Here is a 19,689-nt window from a genome sequence, read left to right on the forward strand (position 1 = left end):
TACGCCGGCCCTCCGCCGGCTGTGAACGGCTATGGATGGCCGGGCATGCAGCCGGCCCCGAGCGACGGCATGGGGACGGCCTCCCTGGCGCTGGGCATCCTCGCGGCGGTCGGCTTCCTGTTGTGGCCGGTGGCCGTGGTGCTGGGCATCCTGGCGGTCATCTTCGGGGCGATCGGCCGCGGGCGGGCCCGCCGGGGGGAGGCCACCAACCCTGGTGTGGCCCTGGCAGGCATCATCTGCGGAGCCACCGGGATCGTGCTGGCGTTCGGATTGTTCGCGTTCGCCGTTGCGGCGTTCGCCTGACGGGCGCCGTCGGGACGAGAGTTGACCGGCGACCGGTACGAGGGGCTGACCGGAGCGTCCAAGCTCGCAGGTCGGAGCTGACCGGTCCGTCCTGTGGCTCGGCCGCTGACTGTACCGGCCACCACGCGTCCCAGATCGCCGTCCCCGCAGCTCCCGTCCCGCCCGGCGCTGGCCCCGCCGTCCCGGCCCGCACGGCCCGGTCCCGCCCGCACTCGCGGACCGACCGCCGCCTCTCCCCGGCCCTTCCCCGCGCCGTGTGCGCTCGGCGCGGGGCGCTTCCCCTCCGCCCACCCCTCTCCGTAGCCGCCCGGCGCACCCGCAGGGCCCTTCACCCTGCTTTCCGCCCGGGACGGTCGAGCCGGTCTTCGAGCCCGCCGTCCCGCACCGGTCCTCCTGGCCGCGCTCCGGCAGACCCCGTGCCCGTCAGGCCATCGCGCCCGCCAGCTGGTCCCGTGCCTCCATCAGCGCGAAACCCAGCAGGTTCGCACCCCGCCATCGCTCGGGGTCGGCCGCCGCCTCGTCGTCCGCGGCGAGACCGATCCCCCAGACGCGGTCCACGGGGCTCGCCTCCACCAGGACCCGGTCACGCGTGCCCAGGAGGAACGTCCGCAGGTCGGCGTGTGCGGCGAACTTGTGGATGCTGCCCTCGGTCACGATCCTGAAGCGCTCCTGCTCCCATATCGCCTCGTCGAAATCCCGGACCAGCCGCCCCGCCTTCTTGGCCTCGGCGGGATGCCTCGCGGCCAGCACACGGTGCTCCGCCTCCGCGTCACCGAACAGCCGCGCCTTGCAGGCCATCATCCAGTGCTCGGCCGTGACGTATGCGGCTCCGTCCACCACGAACGGTGACGGCCACCACTGGCTCAGACAGCTCACGCCGATCCGTCCGTCATGTCGCGGCCGATGCCCCCAGAAATAGAGGTACCGGATGCGAGCGCCTGCCTGGACCTCCCTGGTCAGGGCTTCCAACCCGTCGATCTTTCCCATGCACGCGAGTGTGGCAGGTACCACGGACACTCCGTCCGCCCTTTCCTATCTCGACTCGACACCTGGTCGACAGATTCCGTCGCGTAACCAAAAGGCAACAACGGAATCCCTTGTTGGGGTGCCATTGCTCTGTCAGGATCGGCACTCAAATCGAGCTGGAGCTACGCCACCCACCTCATCGGGACGGGGCGAACGGCGGAGGAGAACGACATGGACAACCCGGGCACCGCCATCCCGGAACCGTTTCCCGCGCAGGACCGTTTCGCGGACGGCGCGCAGTTCATCGCGGGGCGGCTGACCAAGGGCACCTCGGGTCGCCGCCATGCCGTGGTCGACCCGGCCCAGGGCGAAGAGGTGTTCACCTACGAGCTGGCCGGCACCGACGATGTCGACGCGGCCGTCGCCGCCGCGCGCAGCGCCTTTCCCGGCTGGGCCGCCGCCACGCCGGGTGAGCGCTCGGACGCCCTGCACCGGTTCGCCGCCGTGCTCGCCGACCGTGCCGAGGACCTGGCCCGGGCCGAGTCCCTGCAGTGCGGCAAGCCGCTGAAGCTCACGCGAGAGTTCGACGTGCCGGGCACCATCGACAACACCGCGTTCTTCGCGGGCGTCGCCCGGCATCTGCAGGGGCAGTCCGCCGGTGAGTACTCCGGCGACCACACGTCGTACGTGCGCCGCGAGCCCATCGGTGTCATCGGGTCGATCGCTCCCTGGAACTATCCCCTCCAAATGGCCGCCTGGAAGATCCTCCCGGCGATCGCCGCGGGCAACACCATCGTGCTCAAGCCCGCCGAGCTGACTCCGCTGACCTCCCTGCTCTTCGCCCAGGCCGCCACCGACGCGGGCATCCCGGACGGAGTGATCAACATCGTCACCGGGGCCGGCAGGGAAGCCGGGGAGCACCTGGTCGGTCACCCGGACGTAGCCATGACCTCCTTCACCGGGTCCACCGCCGTCGGTAAGCGCGTGGCCGAGATCGCGACCGCCACCGTCAAGCGGCTGCACCTGGAGCTGGGCGGCAAGGCCCCCTTCGTCGTCTTCGACGACGCCGATCTGGAGGCCGCAGTCAACGGCGCGGTCGCCGGTGCCCTCATCAACACCGGGCAGGACTGCACGGCCGCCACGCGCGCCTACGTGCAGCGTCCGCTCTACGAGGCGTTCGTCGAGCGGACGGCCGCCCTGATGGAGACCGTACGACTGGGGAGCCCCTGCGCCCCGGACACCGACCTCGGGCCGCTCATCTCGCACGTCCAGCGGGACCGCGTCGCCGGCTTCGTGGACCGTGCCCGTGCCTACGCGCGCGTGGTGACCGGCGGTGCGGCGCCCGGCGGCGACCTTGAGAAGGGGGCCTACTACCGGCCCACCCTCGTCGCAGACGCCCCGCAGGACAGCGAGATCGTGCAGTCGGAGATCTTCGGCCCGGTGCTGGTCGTCCTGCCATTCGACAGCGATGACGAGGGCATCTGGCTGGCCAACGACACCCCGTACGGCCTCGCCGCCTCCGCCTGGAGCAGCAACGTCTACCGGGCGAACCGCGCCACTCGCGAGATCAAGGCGGGCTGCGTGTGGATCAACGACCACATCCCGATCATCAGCGAGATGCCGCACGGAGGCTACAAGGCCTCCGGCTTCGGCAAGGACATGTCGGCGTATTCCTTCGAGGAGTACACGCAGGTCAAACACGTAATGTTCGACAACACCGCGGTGGCCCGCAAGGACTGGCACCGCACCATCTTCGGGGACCGGTAGCAGCCGGAGTCCGGCTGTCGCCGGGTGTGACGATACGGCCCACGACCAGGCCGACCCCTCCCTCCCGAAAGGGCACCACGCGCATGGAGCAGTACGAGCCCGATCGCCTGACACCGGCCCAAGTGGCCGCCGTGCGGCGCAGTTTCCGAAATGGCCGGGCCGCCATGACCCGCAGGTCGCTGCTGCGGGCCTCCGCGGGCGGCGCGCTCGCGGTCGGCGGACTCGGGGCGCTGACCGCCTGCGGAATCCCCCCGGCGGGCAAGACCCAGGGCGGAACTTCGTCCGAGGACCACTCGGCCAAGGAGAAGGTGGTGAACTTCTCCAACTGGACCGAGTACATCGACGTCGACGACAGCGGCAAGCACCACCCGACGCTCGAGACCTTCCGCAAGCGGACCGGGATCACGGTCAAGTACACCGAGGACATCAACGACAACAACGAGTTCTTCGGCAAGATCCAGCCGCAGCTCGCCGCGGGCCAGGACACCGGCCGCGACATCATCGTCCTCACCGATTGGCTGGCCGCCCGCCTCATTCGCCTGGGATGGGTTCAGAAGCTGGATCCGTCCAACCTGCCGCATGCCTACACCAACCTCTCGTCCCAGTTCCGCAACCCCGACTGGGATCCGGGAAGGGCGTACTCCTACCCCTGGCAGGGCATCTCCACCGTGATCGCCTACAACAAGAAGGCGCTCGACGGCATCGAGGTGAAGTCGGTCTCCGACCTCCTCGACAACCCCAAGCTCAAGGGGCGCGTCGGCTTCCTGTCGGAGATGCGTGACTCCATCGGCATGACCCTGCTCGACATGGGCAAGGACCCGGCGAAGTTCACCGACGACGACTTCGACGCGGTGATCGCCCGCCTGCAGAAGGCGGTCGACAAGGGGCAGATCCGCCGATTCACCGGCAACGACTACACGTCCGACCTCACCAAGGGCGACTTCGCGGCCTGCATCGCCTGGGCGGGCGACGTGGTCCAGCTCAAGGCGGACAGCCCGGACGTCGACTTCGTCATCCCCGACAGCGGCTACATGACGTCGACGGACAACATGCTGATCCCGAACAGGGCGCGGCACAAGACGAACGCCGAGCGGCTGATCGACTTCTTCTACGAGCCCGCACAGGCCGCCGCGCTCGCCGCCTACATCAACTACGTGAGTCCGGTCGACGGTGTGAAGCCCTACCTTGCGAAGATCGACAAGGAGGCGGCGAACAACCCGCTGATCGTTCCCGACATGGCCATGCAGGCGAAGTCCCACGCCTTCCGCTCCCTGAGCCAGAAGGAAGAGACGGCCTACGAAGAGAAGTTCGCGAAGCTCACAGGGGCGTGACGACGATGAAGACGACGACAGACAACAGCGGCGACGTCCGCCTCTCCGGGATCTCCAAGACCTACGGCTCCTTCACCGCCGTACACCCGCTGGACCTGACCGTGCCGCAGGGCTCCTTCTTCGCCCTGCTCGGTGCCTCAGGCTGCGGCAAGACGACCACCCTGCGCATGATCGCCGGCCTGGAAGAGCCGACGGCCGGCACCGTGCACCTGGGCGATCAGGACGTCACCCACCTGCCGCCGTACAAGCGGCCGGTCAACACGGTCTTCCAGTCCTACGCCCTCTTCCCGCACTTGGACATCTTCGAGAATGTCGCCTTCGGCCTGCGCAGGCGCGGCATCAAGAGCGTGAAGAAGCAGGTGGAGGAGATGCTGGAGCTGGTCCAGCTGGGTGAGCAGGCACGCAAGAAGCCGCACCAGCTCTCGGGCGGTCAGCAGCAGCGCGTCGCCGTGGCCCGTGCGCTGATCAACCACCCGAAGGTGCTCCTTCTCGACGAGCCCCTCGGCGCCCTCGACCTCAAGCTGCGCCGCCAGATGCAGTTGGAGCTCAAGCGCATCCAGACCGAGGTCGGCATCACCTTCGTCCACGTCACGCACGACCAGGAGGAGGCCATGACCATGGCCGACACCGTCGCGGTGATGAACGCGGGCCGGGTCGAGCAGCTCGGCTCGCCCACCGACCTGTACGAGAACCCGCAGACCACATTCGTCGCCAACTTCCTCGGCACCTCCAACCTCATCGAGGCCGAGGTGGACACGGAGAATGGCGACGACATCGTGCTCAAGGCGGGCGGCGGCAAGCTCGTCCTGCCAAAGGAGCGCTGCTCCGCCCCGGCGACGGCCGGCGGCAAGGTGCTGGTCGGTATCCGCCCGGAGAAGATCGCACTGACGCACGCCGACGACGCCGGTTCCGTCCCCGAGGGCCGCAACCGCCTCACGGGCAAGATCGCCGACGCGAGCTTCATCGGTGTCTCCACGCAGTACGTGATCGACAGTCCGGTCTGCGAGGAGCTTTCGGTCTACGTCCAGAACGTCGAGCGGGACAGCCGACTCGCGCCCGGCGCCGACGTCGTGCTGCACTGGAGCCCCACCCACACCTTCGGCATGGACGCGGCACAGGACATCGACGCGGGCACCGAGGAAGAGGCGGTCGTCTGATGTCAACCGTCACCGAGGCGCCACCGCCCCTCGCTACCGCCGCAGAAGAGAAGAAGCCCTCGCGCAGGCGCGGCCGGTTCACCCCGTACTGGCTGCTGCTGCCCGGCATGCTGTGGCTGATCATCTTCTTCGCGCTGCCGCTGGTCTACCAGGCCTCCACCTCCGTGCAGACGGGCTCCCTGGAGCACGGTTACAAGGTCACCTGGCACTTCGTGACCTACTGGAACGCGATCAGCGACTACTGGCCGCAGTTCCTGCGCTCCGTCGTCTACGCCGCCGCCGCGACCCTCTTGTGCCTGCTGCTCGGCTACCCGTTGGCCTATCTGATCGCCTTCCGCGCGGGTCGCTGGCGGAACCTGATCATGGTTCTGGTGATCGCGCCGTTCTTCACCAGCTTCCTGATCCGCACGCTGGCCTGGAAGACGATCCTCGCCGACAACGGCCCGGTCGTGCACGCGCTGAACTCGCTGCACATCCTGGATCTGACCAACGTCCTCGGCTGGACCGCCGGACACCGCGTCCTGGCCACTCCGCTGGCGGTCGTCTGCGGCCTGACGTACAACTTCCTGCCGTTCATGATCCTTCCGCTGTACACCTCGCTGGAGCGGATCGACGGGCGGCTGCACGAGGCGGCCGGCGACCTGTACGCCAAGCCGTGGACCACCTTCCGCAAGGTGACCTTCCCGCTGTCGATGCCGGGCGTGGTCTCCGGCACGCTGCTGACCTTCATTCCGGCCGCCGGCGACTACGTCAACGCCGAACTCCTCGGCTCCACCGACACCCGCATGATCGGCAATGTCATCCAGACGCAGTTCCTGCGGATTCTGGACTATCCGACGGCGGCGGCACTCTCCTTCATCCTCATGGCCGCGATCCTGGCCATGGTCACGTTCTACATCCGCCGGTCCGGGACGGAGGATCTCGTCTGATGCCCTTCGTCACCTGGCTCAAGCGCCATCTCGTCGTCATCGCGGGACTTCTGACACTCGCCTATCTGCTGCTGCCGAACGTCGTCGTCACGGTGTTCTCCTTCAACAAGCCGAAGGGCCGCTTCAACTACGAGTGGCGGCACTTCTCCACGGCCGCGTGGAAGGACCCGTGCGGTGTCGCCGGCCTGTGCGGCTCACTGTCCATAAGCCTCCAGATCGCGGTGTACGCCACGATCGGCGCCACCGTCCTCGGCACGATGATCGCCTTCGCGCTGGTCCGCTACCGCTTCCGTGCCCGTGGCGCGGTCAACTCGCTGATCTTCCTGCCGATGGCGATGCCCGAGGTCGTCATGGCCGCCTCGCTGCTGACCCTGTTCCTCAACATGGGTGCCCGGCTGGGCTTCTGGACGATCCTGATCGCGCACATCATGTTCTGCCTCAGCTTCGTCGTCACCGCGGTCAAGGCGCGGGTGATGTCGATGGACCCCCGTCTGGAGGAGGCCGCCCGGGACCTGTACGCCGGCCCCGTGCAGACCTTCCTGCGGGTCACCCTGCCCATCGCGGCACCCGGTATCGCCGCGGGCGCGCTGCTCTCCTTCGCCCTGTCCTTCGACGACTTCATCATCACCAACTTCAACGCCGGCTCGACCGTCACCTTCCCGATGTTCGTGTGGGGGTCGGCGCAGCGCGGAACCCCCGTGCAGATCAATGTGATCGGTACGGCCATGTTCCTCGTCGCCGTCCTGTTCGTACTGGCCTCGATGTTCATCACCAACCGTCGCAACAAACAGAAGGCATAAGCCCCGTAGGGAGTTGAAATCATGGCCCCAAGCGCCATGAGCCGTGGCAGAGACAACTGGATCGCCTCTCTCTCCGAAGCCCAGCCGGTCCCGTACTGGTTGGAAGACCCCGGCAAGCCGCATCCCGAGCCCGCTCTCACCGGCACCGAGACCTGTGATCTGCTGGTCGTCGGCGGCGGCTACAGCGGACTGTGGGCCGCGCTGAACGCCAAGGAGCGCGATCCGCAGCGCGATGTGGTGCTGTTGGAAGGCCGCGAGGTGGGCTGGGCCGCCTCCGGCCGCAACGGAGGCTTCTGTGCCGCCTCCCTCACGCACGGCCTGCCCAACGGCCTCGCCCGCTGGCCGGACGAGATCCACAAGCTGGAGGAGCTGGGCCGGCGCAACCTCGACGAGATCGAGTCCGCGATCGTCCGGCACGGCATCGACTGCGACTTCGAACGCAGCGGCGAGATCGACGTGGCCACCGAGGCCTACCAAGCCCGGGAACTGCGCGATTGGCACCGGGAGCTGACGGAGAAGGGCCTCGCGGACGGCATTGAGTTCCTGGACGCCGAAGCCGTGCGGGAGCAGGTGAACTCGCCGACCTTCGAGGCGGGCCTGTGGGACCGCAGGGGTGTGGCCATGCTGCACCCGGCGAAGTTGGCGTGGGGCTTGAAGCAGGCCTGCCTCGGGCTAGGAGTGCGCGTCTACGAGCACACACCGGCCCTCACCCTGAAGCAGTACGGGGCGGGCATGGCCGTACGCACCCCGTACGGGTCGGTCCGCGCCCACAGGGTCGCGCTTGGCACGAACATCTTCCCGAACCTGCTGCGGCGCGTGCGTTCGTACACCGTGCCGGTCTACGACTACGCGCTGATGACCGAGCCGCTGGGCGAGGACCGGCTGGCCCAGATCGGTTGGCAGAACAGGCAGGGGCTGGGCGACAGCGCCAACCAGTTCCACTACTTCCGGCTCTCCGCGGACAACCGGATCCTGTGGGGCGGGTACGACGCGGTCTATCCCTACGGCGGCCGGGTGCGGGCCGAATACGACGACCGGCCCGAAACGTACGCCAAGCTCGCGGGCCACTTCTTCACCTGTTTCCCGCAGTTGGAGGGCGTCCGCTTCACCCATGCCTGGGGCGGCGCGATCGACACCTGTTCCCGCTTCTCGGCCTTCTTCGGCACGGCCCACCAGGGGAAGGTCGCGTACGCGGCGGGCTACACGGGCCTCGGCGTCGGAGCGACCCGCTTCGGCGCGGACGTGATGCTGGACCTGTTGGACGGGGAGCGCACCGAACGGACCGAGCTGGAGATGGTCCGCAAGAAGCCGCTGCCGTTTCCGCCCGAACCGTTCGCCTGGACGGGGATCGCCCTCACCAAGTGGTCCCTGGCCCGCGCTGACGCCCACGGCGGCCGGCGGAACCTGTGGTTGCGGACCATGGACCGGCTTGGTCTGGGCTTCGACAGCTGAGCCCGACGGCAACGGCAGCCATGTGGCCGAAGTCACCTGAAAGGGTGCTCGGAATCCGCGTAATGGCCGCGGAAGGCCTCCCTCTCTTCTGCTGACGCGAACCGCGTCGACTGAGAGAGGGAGGCCTTCTGATGACTGGGGCGAAGACGGCGGTCGAGTGGCTGGCATCCGTCGCACCGGACCCCGACGCCTGCCGCTGGGAGTGGGAACGCAACCCCCTCGGGGTCGCACTGCTGCCCGCCGGCAAGGCGTGGGACCTGCTGATCCTGCCGGGTGACCTCGGCTATCCGACCCTGGACGTGCTCACCCGGATCCTTGACCGGCCTGGCCCGGTGCTCGTCGATCCGGGCGGCAACCGGGTCGGGTTCTTCGTTCCGCCCGGCACCGCGGCCCGCTGGCTCGGCACCGGCATCCGTGCCGCCGGGCCCGGCACCTGGATCGTGGTGCCGTACCCGGGCCGGGTGGCCCGGGGGGTGCGTTGGCTCGTGACGCCGGACGGTTCGGGCCTGCTGACCGATCCCGCGCTGTTGGAGTTGGCGATGCACGAGGCGGCGGCGGGGCTCGCGGGGAACGAAGGATGAGGACGGGTAACGTCCCGGCATCTTGACAAGACAATTGGTCTGGACCAAGTTGAGTGCGCTCCACCCTCCAACTCCCCTGACAACGGAGGTACTTGTGGACCGCGCTACACGCCCCAGAGGCCCCAGACACATCCTCGCCCTGCTCACGGCCGCACTGCTGGCCGTGTCCGGCATCACCGTGCTCTCGTCGGCCGCCCGTGCGGCCGACGCGGACCTGGCGCGCAACGGCGGCTTCGAGTCCGGTCTGACCGGATGGCACTGCACAGCCGGTACGACCGTCAGCTCGCCCGTGCACAGCGGGAGTTCCGCGCTGCAGGCGACTCCGGCCGGGAGCGACGACGCCCAGTGTGCGCAGACGGTGACCGTGCAGCCCGGCGCGCAGTACACCCTGTCCGGCTATGTGCGCGGTTCCTACGTCTACCTTGGTGCCAGCGGCACCGGCACCACGGATGTCTCCACCTGGACCCCGTCCGCTTCCGACTGGCAGCGGCTCAGCACCACCTTCCGGACCGGAGCCGCCACCACCGAGGTCACGATCTACCTCCACGGCTGGTACGGCACCGGTGCCTACCACGCCGACGACATCTCCCTGATCGGCCCGGACGGCGGCAGCGCCGGACAGCCGCCGGCCGCTCCCACGGGCCTGCGGACCACCTCCGTGACCTCTTCCTCCGTCGGCCTGGCCTGGTCGGCGGTCGCCGGAGCCACGCGCTACGCGGTCTACCGGGACGGGACCGAGGTCCAGACGGTGAGCGGCACCTCGGCGACCGTCACCGGCCTCGCACCCTCGACGGCGTACGGCTTCCAGGTCACCGCGGCCAATGACGCCGGCGAGTCGGCGAAGTCGGCGAACGTGAACGTCACCACCGTTTCCGGAAGTGGCGGCGGTTCGTCCGGCCTGCCCACCCACGCCCTGGTCGGCTACCTCCACACCAGCTTCGCCAACGGCTCCGGCTACCTCCGCCTCGCCGACGTGCCGGACAGCTGGGACGTGATCGATCTCGCCTTCGGCGAGCCCACCTCGGCCACCTCCGGAGACATCCGTTTCCACCGCTGCCCGGTCAGCGCGTGCCCGAACGCCGAGAGCGACGCCGACTTCAAGGCGGCGATCAAGGCCAAGCAGGCCGCTGGCAAGAAGGTGCTCATCTCGATCGGCGGCCAGAACGGCCAGGTTCAGCTGACCACGACGGCCGCCCGGGACGCCTTCGTCTCCTCGGTCTCGAAGATCATCGACGATTACGGCCTCGACGGCCTCGACATCGACTTCGAGGGCCACTCACTGTCCCTGAACGCGGACGACACGGACTTCAAGAATCCGACCACCCCCGTGATCGTGAACTTGATCTCGGCCCTGAAGACCCTGAAGGCCACGTACGGGTCGACGTTCGTGCTGACCATGGCGCCGGAGACCTTCTTCGTGCAGAACGGCTACCAGTACTACGGCACCGGCAAGTGGGGCGGCCAGGACCCGCGCTGCGGGGCGTACCTCCCGGTGATCTACGCCCTGCGTGACGACCTCACCCTGTTGCACGTCCAGGACTACAACTCGGGCCCGATCATGGGCCTGGACAACCAGTACCACTCCATGGGCGGCGCCGACTTCCACATCGCCATGACCGACATGCTCCTCACCGGCTTCCCCGTCGCGGGCGACACGCACAACGTCTTCCCGCCGTTGCGCCCCGACCAGGTGGCCATCGGCATGCCGGCGTCGACCTATGCGGGCAACGGGTACGTCTCCCCGGTCGAGGTCACCAGGACCCTGGACTGCCTGACGAAGAAGACGAGCTGCGGCTCGTACGCGACCCACGGGACCTGGCCCGCGCTGCGCGGCTTGATGACGTGGTCGGTGAACTGGGACCGCTACTCGGGCTGGGAGTTCCAAAAGAACTTCGACGCCTACTTCGGCTGAGGCCACTTCCGCTGAGCCTCGGCAGCAGCAGGGACAGGGTGGTCAGCAGCACCGTGCACAGGCACCAACTGGCCACCACGTCCAGTGGCCAGTGCCAACCCCGGCGGACCAGGCCGTAGGACACCCCGAGGACCAGGGTCGCGGAGCCGGTTACCAGGGTCCGGCGGGCGGCGGACGAGCGGAGCCAGGGGAGGAGGAGTAGGGCCGCAGACCCGTACGCGACGGCTGCCGTAGCCGTGTGACCGGACGGGAAGTAGCCGACTGCAGGGGGGACCACGGGGGTCCCAGGCCGCGCGGTCCAGTCCTTGAGCGGTACGACGATGGCCGGGACCAGCGCCATCAGGACGGCCGCGGCGAGGGGCGGCAGCCACCACCGGTCCGTACCGTCCGCGCGGCCCCGGTGGAAGACGTAGGCCAGGGTGACGGCTAGCACCGGGACCGCGACCTCGACGTTGCCCAGGTCCGAGAGAAGTTCGGAGAACCGGTCCGGGTGGACCAGGGCCCGGCTCAGGCGGGTGTCCAGGAGCAGCAGCGGGCCATGGGCCATGACCTGCCAGGTGATCAGAGCGAAGAGGACGGCCGGGACACCGAGGAGAGCGCAGCGGCGGACTGAGGTCGACACGGGCCCAGCTTCGCAGGTCCGGCGACTGGAGAGAACGAGGAGGCGGCCACCCCGGAACAGGGGGGTGGTTCCGGGGCGGCCGTTCGGACGGAACGTCGCGCGCCCCGGGGGGTTTGGGGCGGCGACCGTCCGACCGGTGAGGAGATCCCGGAGCCGTCAGGCGCCGGTGGTGTGCGCGAGGGCACGACCAGGCCGGCACTGGACAAGCCCCGGCCTGAAGCCGTCCGCAGTCCCCTGCGGACGGGGGGTAACTCTCATCTGGTGAAAACCTACGGCAGGCCGGGGCGCTTGGGCAGACGGAAGCCCGTCCCGCCATCCACCTCGCACACCTTCTTCACACGACCTGCTGCAAGAACCCCTCACCGGCCTTCGGCAGCGTCAACGGTGCGGCCCCATCGCCGCTCAGATGCGCGCGAAAGCCTGCTCGATGAGGTCGAGGCCCTCGCCCAGGAGGTCCTCGCCGATCACCAGCGGGGGCAGGAAGCGCAGCACGTTGCCGTAGGTGCCGCAGGTCAGGACCAGCAGCCCCTCGGCGTGGCAGGCCTTGGCGAGGGCGGCGGTGGCCTCCGGGTTCGGCTCCTTGGTGGTGCGGTCCTTGACCAACTCGATGGCGATCATCGCACCACGGCCCCGGATGTCACCGATGATGTCGAACTTCTCGGCCATGGCGCTGAGGCGATCCTTCATGACCTCCTCGATGCGCTTGGCCTTGCCGTTGAGGTCCAGTTCCTTCATGGTCTCGATGGCACCGAGCGCGCCGGCGCAGGCCACTGGGTTACCCCCATAGGTGCCGCCGAGACCGCCCGCGTGCGCGGCGTCCATGATCTCGGCGCGGCCGGTGACCGCGGCCAGCGGCAGGCCGCCGGCGATGCCCTTGGCGGTGGTGATCAGGTCCGGGACGATGCCCTCGTCCTCACAGGCGAACCACTGACCGGTACGGCAGAAGCCGGACTGGATCTCGTCCGCGACGAAGACGATGCCGTGGTCGGCGGCGAACTGGCGTATGGCCGGCAGGAAGCCCTTGGCCGGCTCGATGAAGCCGCCCTCACCGAGCACCGGCTCGATGATGATCGCGGCCACGTTCTCCGGACCGACCTGCTTGGTGATCTGGTCGATGGCCTGCGCGGCGGCCTCGGGACCCGCATGCTCCGGGCCGGTCGGCCAGCGGTAGCCGTAGGCGACCGGGACACGGTAGACCTCGGGGGCGAACGGACCGAAGCCGTGCTTGTAGGGCATGTTCTTCGCGGTCAGCGCCATGGTGAGGTTCGTACGGCCGTGGTAACCGTGGTCGAACACGACGACCGCCTGGCGCTTGGTGTAGGCGCGGGCGATCTTGACGGCGTTCTCAACGGCCTCGGCGCCGGAGTTGAACAGCGCGGACTTCTTCGCGTGGTCACCCGGGGTGAGCTCGGCGAGGGCCTCGGCGACCTCCACGTAGCCCTCGTACGGGGTGACCATGAAACAGGTGTGGGTGAAGGCGGCCAGCTGGGCGCTCGCCCGGCGGACGACGGCCTCGGCGGACGCGCCGACACTCGTCACGGCGATGCCGGAACCGAAGTCGATCAGCCGGTTTCCGTCGACGTCCTCGATGATGCCGCCGCCCGCTCGCGCGGTGAACACGGGCAGCACGGAACCCACGCCCTGGGCAACCGCGGCGGTACGGCGGGCCTGCAGTTCCTGCGACTTCGGGCCGGGGATGGCGGTGACGACGCGGCGCTCCTGCGGAAGTGCGGTCATGGGGGCTCCCTGATGATCTTGCGTACCGGAAACGGTGCCGGACGGTGCTGGACGGTGCCGGGCTTCTCCGGGTCGTTCCGGGCGGTGCGATGTCGGACGCTTGCCTTCTCTCTTCGCAGGTTAGAGCCGGGTGCGGGGGGTGGGCATGCTCCATGTGGGTGTTGTCGGCGACTCCGGTTGTCCGCTGTGGACAGAGGCAGGCGGTCGGCGCCCGCCCGGCCGTCGGCTCCTCTCGGCCGTGTATACGGTGAACTCCCCTTGCCGGGGCGTTAGATTGGCTCGCTGACGGTGGACGGAACGGCAGGTCAGGGGGCAACGCGGATGGACAGCGACGGGACGCGGGACGCGCGTGCCACACATGCGAATCCTGTGCCGCGCCCGGCAGGGCCTCCTGAGGGGGGTGCCCTACCTCCCATGCCCACGGCACCGCCCGGCGCACCGCCGAAACCGGACGGCTCCGCCTTCCTGGCCTGGCTGCGCGCGTCCCGCCCAGAGGCCGCGCCCGGTGTGTGGCGCCTCGGACACCGACCCCGGCCCGAGCTGGAACCCGAGCGCACGCCGGCCCGGCAGCTGCTCAGCGGTGCGCTGATCGCCTTTCTGGTGGGCTGGCTGGTGTGGTCCCTGCTGTGGAACGGCTACCTCGGAGGCTGGTGGGTGCTGCCGCTGCAGTTGCTCGTCCCGGACTCGTGGCGCAACAGCGGCAGCAATGTGGCGCTGGCCTTCCTCTGGTACGGCTACTACACCCTCATCGCGCTCGCCATCCTGTCCGTCGTCGGCCGCCTCGGCCGCTGGGGCGAGGTCTGGCGCCGCTACGGGCCGCCGGCCTGGCGTCCGACCGGCGCCGTGGCCGAGCGCCCGCCCGCCCCCGAGCAGGACCCCGCCGAGTGGCCCCAACTGCGTCGGGCCGGCGCCCAGGAAGCCGCCGAGCGGCTGGCTGCCGAGGCACGGGCCGGGCTGATGCGGGACGTCGACCACGCGCGGATCGACCGGGCCTGGCAGGGCGTGCGCTCGGGCCGTCACCCCCTCGCCACCTTCACCCGTGCCGTACTGACGGACGGCGCCGCCGCCTGCCTGCACCCCTCCGGTGAGCGCGACCTGCCCGCCCGGCACGCCCGCCACGACCTGCTCACCGGCCAGGTCCGGCTCGGCACCACCGCCGACGACCCGCGCAATCCCTACCACTACCGGGGCGCTGGACTCGGCCTCGGCACCGATCTGCTCGGTACCTCGCTGCTCGCCGTCGGCCCTGCCGGTTCCGGCAAGACCGCAGCCGTGGTCCGGCCGCTCGCCGAGTCCCTGTGCCTGCACGCCCTCGCCGGCCGGGCGTCGGTCGTGGCCGTCGGCGCGGCGGGCGCGGGACTGGGCGCGGCCGATGCGTACGACGTCGTCGTACGCATCGGCCACCCGGAGTCCGTCCACGACCTCGACCTCTACGGCGGCACCACCGACCCCGACGAGGCGGCAGCCATACTGGCCGAGGCCCTCGTCGGTGACCTGGCCGACCCGCACCCGGGCAGCGACAGCCGCCGTTCCGCGACGGTCCTCGCCCAATTGCTCGGCCCCTTCCGCGCCGTCCACGATCGCTTCCCGTCCGTACCCGAACTGCGGCAGCTCCTCGACGGTGTGCCCGGCCCGCTGGCCGCGCTCCGCAAGGCGCTCACCGACACCGGTCAGGACTCACTATTGCGGGAGCTCGACGCCCGGGAGCGGCAGCTGGCCCATCCCGGTGACGTCGCCACCGTGCTCGCCGACCGGATCGCGCTGCTCGACCGGCCCGCCTTCGCTCCCTTCTTCGACACCTCCGGCCAGACCCGGCCGTTCTCGCTCACGGCCCTCGACCACCCCGTTCGCGTCCGTATCGACCTGCCGCAGCGCGGTCACGCCGACGCCTCACGGATCCTCGCCCGGCTGGTCCTCGCCCAGTTCACCGCCGCCGTCTCGGCGCGCGAGGACCGGTCGCTGTTCGCTTGTCTCCTGCTGGACGACGCCTCCGGCGCCGTCACCCCGGAGGCCGTGCGCGGCATCCAACGGCTGCGGTCCGCAGGCGCCGGAGTGGTGCTCTCGCTGCGCACGCTGGACGACGTGCCCAGGCCGCTGCGCGGCCCGCTGCTCGGCGCCACCGGCTGCCGGATGGCACTGTCCGGCCTCACCCCCTGGGACGGCCAGGACTTCGCCGAGGTGTGGGGCAAGGAGTGGACCGAGACCCGGGACGTCACCGACCGGCAGATCATCGCCGAGACCCCAGCCGGCAAGGCCGTGCACATGCTGCGCCGGGTCATCACCGGACAGGCGCCCACCGCCCGCGCGATCACCGTCCGCCAGGTGGAACGGGAGCGCTGGTCGGCCTCCGAGCTCGCGCACGGGGTACCGCCGGGGCACGCGGTGCTGTCGCTGACGACGGTGCGGGGAGAACATGCGCCACCTCTGCTGGTGGATCTGCGCGGGTGAGGTCGGCGAGGCGGGCGAGGGCAGTGAGCTGCACGGACGCGGCGCGAACCAGGTGCCGACGAGGCGCGGGTGAGGTGCGGTCGAGGCGATGAAGCGGGGCCGGTCCCGGCGGAGGACGGTCGGCCACCGTACGGTGAGGCAGAATCGGCAGAGGCCGTTCGTACGCAACGGCCAAAAGATCACCGTGATCACCGGACCCGGACCTCCCTCCCCCCCACCGTGAAGGCCCCATGCCCCCGACCCTCGCCTCGCTCGTCCACCACTCGGCGCTCAAGCTGATCGTGCGCGCGGGCGGGGACCACCTCGACGTACCCGTCCGCTGGGCCCACGTCAGCGAGCTGGCCGACCCGGTGCCGTACATGGAGGGCGGGGAGCTGCTGCTGATCACCGCGCTCAAGCTGGACGCGGAGGATCCCGAGTCGATGCGCCGCTATGTGCGGCGACTGGTCGGCGCGGGGGTGGTCGGGCTCGGGTTCGCCGTCGGAGTCAACTACGACGAGATCCCGCAGGCGCTCGTGGACGCCGCCAAGGAAGAGGGGTTGCCGCTGCTGGAGGTGCCCCGACGCACCCCCTTCCTCGCCATCAGCAAGGCCGTGTCCGCGGCGATCGCCGCCGAACAGTACCGGGCAGTCACAGCGGGCTTCGCCGCCCAGCGAGAACTGACCAGGCAGACGCTGAACTCGGGCCCCGAAGGGCTGCTCACCGCGCTTGCCGGACACATAGACGGGTGGGCGGCGCTGTACGACGCGTCGGGCTCCGTCGTGGCCGCCGCACCGGACTGGGCCGCCCGGCGGGCCGCCCGCCTCACCGCAGAGGTCGAACGGCTGCGGGAGCGGCCCGCACCCGCGTCGGCGGTGGTCGGCGTCCCAGACCACGAGGACCGGGTCGAACTGCACTCGATCGGCACGGGACGGCGCCCGCGCGCCGCCCTGGCGGTCGGTACGGCTGCCGCCCCCGGCACCGCCGAGCGGTACGCCGTCCACTCCGCGATCGCTCTTCTCACCCTGACCACCGAGCGCTCCCGCTCCCTGCACGCGGCCGAGCAGCGGATAGGCGCGGCGGTGCTACGCATGCTGCTCGCTGGAGAGCCCGACCACGCCCGCACCGTCGCCGGGGACCTGTACGGCGGGCTGCTGGACGCGCCGTTCCGGATGATCGTCGTCGAGTCGGTCCCCGGCCCCGCGGCGCGGGCGCGCGCAGCCGGCCAGGAACCGGCACCGGTGTCCGCGTCCGGCCCGGCAGTCCCGCTCGCCACCGGCGACCCGGGCGGCCTCGCGGAGACCGTGGAGTCCGCCGCCGCGCGTGCCGGGGAGACCCTGCTGGTCGTACCCGAGGGGGATCGGCTGGTGGTGCTGGCCGCAGACGGGGGCGCGGCGGTGGCCGCCTGCGCGGAGTACGCGACGGCGGCGGAGGCGGCACGCGCGGTGTCCGAACACACCGGTGCGGACGAGTACGCGCTGGTCGTCGGAGTCTCCGCGCCGGCCGGTCCGATCGCTGCGGCGGTGGCCTACAAGCAGGCCGAACAGGCGCTGTCGGTGGCGCGGCGGCGGGGGAGGGTACTGGTGGAACACGAGCAGGTGGCCGCCGGATCCGTACTGCCGCTGCTGGCCGACGACGCGGTGAAGGCGTTCGCCGACGGGCTGCTGCGGGCACTGCGTGAGCACGATGCGACGGGGCGAGGAGATCTAGTCGCATCGCTGCGCGCCTGGCTGTCCCGGCACGGGCAGTGGGACTCGGCGGCCGCGGACCTTGGTGTGCACCGGCACACGCTCCGGTACCGCATGCGACGGGTCGAGGAGATCCTCGGCCGTTCGCTGGACGACCCGGACGTCCGGATGGAGCTGTGGCTGGCCTTGAAGGCCACCTCCACCGAGTAGCCCGGACAACCGAGTAGTCCAAACAGTAGTACCCGGCCGGTCCACTCCTACGGCTCGGACAAACACCCCCTGGCCGCCCTCGCCCTACCGTGGACCACGCACCGAAAGACCCCCGACGCGGAAAGGCCGGGACTCGCACATGCCCGACAAGAACGTCTCAGCCACCCACGCCTTCTGGCTCGCCGGCCGCCAGGCCGCCGGCGATGACACCTTCGACGTCACCTCGCCCTGGGACGGTCGGCTCGTCGGCAAAGTGAGCGTGCCGACCGACGCCCAGATCGAGGAGGCCGTGGCCGCCGCATACGCCGTGCGGGACGAGTTCGCCGCTACTCCGGCGCACGTGCGTGCCGCCGCCCTCGACCACGTCAGCAAGCGACTGGTCGAGCGCACCGAGGAGATCGCCCAGCTGATCTCCGCCGAGAACGGCAAGCCGGTCAAGTGGGCCCGGGGCGAGGTCGGCCGCGCCGTCTCGGTGTTCCGGTTCGCCGCCGAGGAGGCCCGCCGGTTCAACGGCGGTGAGGCCCAGCGCCTGGACACCGACCTCGGCGGTCAGGGCCGCCTGGCCCTGACCCGGCGCTTCCCGAAGGGTGTCGTGCTCGGCATCGCGCCCTTCAACTTCCCGCTGAACCTGTGCGCACACAAGGTCGCCCCCGCGATCGCCGCCGGTGCTCCGATCATCCTCAAGCCGGCCCCGGCCACCCCCCTCTCCGGTCTGATCATCGGCGACCTGCTCACCGAGACCGACCTGCCCGCCGGCTCCTGGTCGATCCTCCCGGTCCCCAACGACCGCATGCCCGCCCTGGTCCAGGACGAGCGTCTGCCGGTCATCTCCTTCACGGGTTCCGAGAAGGTCGGCTACGCGATCATGGACTCGGTGCCGCGCAAGCACTGCACCCTGGAACTGGGCGGCAACGGCGCTGCCGTCGTCCTCGGCGACTACGCGACCGACGCCGACCTCGACTGGGCCGCCAGCCGCATCGCGACCTTCTCCAACTACCAGGGTGGCCAGTCCTGCATCTCGGTGCAGCGCGTGATCGCCGACGCCTCCGTGCACGACCGGCTGCTGCCGCGCATCGTCGCTGCCGTCGAGGCCCAGGTCACGGGTGACCCGGGCGACGCCAAGACCGATGTGGGCCCGCTGGTCAGCGAGGACGCTGCACGGCGTGTCGAGTCCTGGGTGGACGAGGCGGTCGCCGCCGGAGCCACCCTGCTCACCGGCGGCAAGCGCGACGGCGCCTCCTACGCGCCGACCGTCCTCACCGACGTACCCGCGCACGCCACGCTCGCCTGCGAGGAGGTCTTCGGCCCCGTCCTCACCGTGCAGAAGGTGGAGGGCGAGGCCGAGGCGTTCGCCGCGGTCAACGACTCCAAGTACGGCCTGCAGGCGGGCGTGTTCACCCACGACCTGCAGGTCGCCTTCCGGGCCCACCGCGCCCTGGAAGTCGGCGGGGTGGTCATCGGCGACGTTCCCTCCTACCGTGCCGACCAGATGCCGTACGGCGGTGCCAAGCAGTCCGGCGTCGGCCGCGAGGGCGTGCGGTTCGCCATGGACGACTACACCTACGAGCGCGTGCTGGTGCTGACCGGTCTCGCACTCTGACCTGCCACGGACAGGTCGGCTGGAACGGCCGCAGCCCACTGTGCGGGGGCTGCGGCCGTTCTCGTTGTTTACTGCCGGTCGCTGCCGGTCGCTGCCGGTCGCTGCCGGTCGCTGCCGGTCGCCGTCGTTGCCGTCGTTGCTGTCGGCCGCGTGGGCCCCAGCTGGTCCGGCGACCGGTTGGGGCGAGCGTCGACGACGGTGCGCACG

Annotated in this window: 15 protein-coding genes and 1 pseudogene; 13 read left to right on the forward strand and 3 right to left on the reverse strand. The window is 70.2% G+C overall.

The genetic code is table 11. The features are described 5' to 3' along the window. Positions 1 to 45 precede the first annotated feature (45 nt). Positions 46 to 303, forward strand: a complete 258-nt coding sequence (locus LK06_RS34530; protein ID WP_234367492.1) for a DUF4190 domain-containing protein — start codon at positions 46 to 48, stop codon at positions 301 to 303. A gap of 423 nt (positions 304 to 726) precedes the next feature. On the opposite strand, the gene LK06_RS24615 is transcribed toward LK06_RS34530, so the two are convergent. Next, positions 727 to 1,290: a riboflavin biosynthesis intermediates N-glycosidase gene (locus LK06_RS24615; RefSeq protein ID WP_039656417.1), complete on the reverse strand. Its 564-nt coding sequence runs from the start codon at positions 1,288 to 1,290 to the stop codon at positions 727 to 729. Between the two features lie 210 nt (positions 1,291 to 1,500). Here LK06_RS24615 and LK06_RS24620 point away from each other — a divergent pair, with 210 nt between their 5' ends. From LK06_RS24620 to LK06_RS24655, 8 genes are all read left to right on the forward strand, one after another. Next, positions 1,501 to 3,036: a gamma-aminobutyraldehyde dehydrogenase gene (locus LK06_RS24620; RefSeq protein WP_039656416.1), complete on the forward strand. Its 1,536-nt coding sequence runs from the start codon at positions 1,501 to 1,503 to the stop codon at positions 3,034 to 3,036. Between the two features lie 83 nt (positions 3,037 to 3,119). Further along, complete coding sequence (locus LK06_RS24625; protein WP_039656414.1) at positions 3,120 to 4,367, forward strand: polyamine ABC transporter substrate-binding protein; 1,248 nt, start codon at positions 3,120 to 3,122, stop codon at positions 4,365 to 4,367. A 5-nt stretch (positions 4,368 to 4,372) separates the two neighbouring features. Then, the gene (locus LK06_RS24630; RefSeq protein ID WP_234367493.1) at positions 4,373 to 5,524 is read left to right on the forward strand and encodes an ABC transporter ATP-binding protein; all 1,152 of its coding nucleotides are present in this window, start codon (positions 4,373 to 4,375) and stop codon (positions 5,522 to 5,524) included. Next, positions 5,524 to 6,453 (forward strand): ABC transporter permease, encoded by a 930-nt coding sequence (locus tag LK06_RS24635; protein WP_039656411.1) that lies wholly within the window; start codon positions 5,524 to 5,526, stop codon positions 6,451 to 6,453. Before LK06_RS24630 ends, LK06_RS24635 begins: the two co-directional genes overlap by 1 nt. Then, complete coding sequence (locus LK06_RS24640; protein ID WP_039656409.1) at positions 6,453 to 7,253, forward strand: ABC transporter permease; 801 nt, start codon at positions 6,453 to 6,455, stop codon at positions 7,251 to 7,253. The genes LK06_RS24635 and LK06_RS24640 overlap by 1 nt, the downstream gene beginning before the upstream one ends. Before the next feature lie 21 nt (positions 7,254 to 7,274). Continuing rightward, positions 7,275 to 8,705 (forward strand): NAD(P)/FAD-dependent oxidoreductase, encoded by a 1,431-nt coding sequence (locus LK06_RS24645; protein WP_043407740.1) that lies wholly within the window; start codon positions 7,275 to 7,277, stop codon positions 8,703 to 8,705. 131 nt (positions 8,706 to 8,836) lie between these two features. Next, complete coding sequence (locus tag LK06_RS24650; protein ID WP_039656406.1) at positions 8,837 to 9,286, forward strand: hypothetical protein; 450 nt, start codon at positions 8,837 to 8,839, stop codon at positions 9,284 to 9,286. A gap of 94 nt (positions 9,287 to 9,380) precedes the next feature. Continuing rightward, on the forward strand, positions 9,381 to 11,198 hold the full coding sequence (locus LK06_RS24655) for a chitinase (RefSeq protein ID WP_043407746.1): 1,818 nt from the start codon (positions 9,381 to 9,383) through the stop codon (positions 11,196 to 11,198). 85 nt (positions 11,199 to 11,283) lie between these two features. On the opposite strand, the pseudogene LK06_RS35105 reads toward LK06_RS24655, so the two are convergent. Then, positions 11,284 to 11,745, reverse strand: a pseudogene (locus LK06_RS35105) (phosphatase PAP2 family protein); the annotation flags it as partial. Between LK06_RS35105 and LK06_RS34935 the strand changes: the two are divergent. Beyond that, positions 11,689 to 11,811, forward strand: coding sequence for a hypothetical protein (locus tag LK06_RS34935; RefSeq protein ID WP_267886165.1), 123 nt, complete (start codon positions 11,689 to 11,691; stop codon positions 11,809 to 11,811). The pseudogene LK06_RS35105 and the gene LK06_RS34935 sit on opposite strands and share 57 nt — an antisense overlap. 411 nt (positions 11,812 to 12,222) lie before the next feature. On the opposite strand, the gene gabT is transcribed toward LK06_RS34935, so the two are convergent. Then, the gene (gene gabT, locus LK06_RS24665) at positions 12,223 to 13,557 is read right to left on the reverse strand and encodes a 4-aminobutyrate--2-oxoglutarate transaminase (RefSeq protein ID WP_039656403.1); all 1,335 of its coding nucleotides are present in this window, start codon (positions 13,555 to 13,557) and stop codon (positions 12,223 to 12,225) included. 321 nt (positions 13,558 to 13,878) lie between these two features. Between gabT and LK06_RS24670 the strand changes: the two genes are divergently transcribed. The 3 genes from LK06_RS24670 (at position 13,879) to LK06_RS24680 (ending at position 19,482) form a co-directional block, all read left to right on the forward strand. Further along, positions 13,879 to 16,005, forward strand: a complete 2,127-nt coding sequence (locus tag LK06_RS24670; RefSeq protein ID WP_043434020.1) for a type IV secretory system conjugative DNA transfer family protein — start codon at positions 13,879 to 13,881, stop codon at positions 16,003 to 16,005. A 230-nt stretch (positions 16,006 to 16,235) separates the two neighbouring features. After that, positions 16,236 to 17,882, forward strand: a complete 1,647-nt coding sequence (locus tag LK06_RS24675) for a PucR family transcriptional regulator (protein ID WP_043434018.1) — start codon at positions 16,236 to 16,238, stop codon at positions 17,880 to 17,882. 139 nt (positions 17,883 to 18,021) lie between these two features. Further along, a complete protein-coding gene (locus LK06_RS24680) occupies positions 18,022 to 19,482 on the forward strand; it encodes an aldehyde dehydrogenase family protein (RefSeq protein WP_039656398.1) in 1,461 nt (486 codons plus the stop codon). Positions 19,483 to 19,689: the final 207 nt, after the last annotated feature.

It is taken from the genome of Streptomyces pluripotens (assembly GCF_000802245.2).
Taxonomy (GTDB): Bacteria; Actinomycetota; Actinomycetes; order Streptomycetales; family Streptomycetaceae; genus Streptomyces; species Streptomyces pluripotens.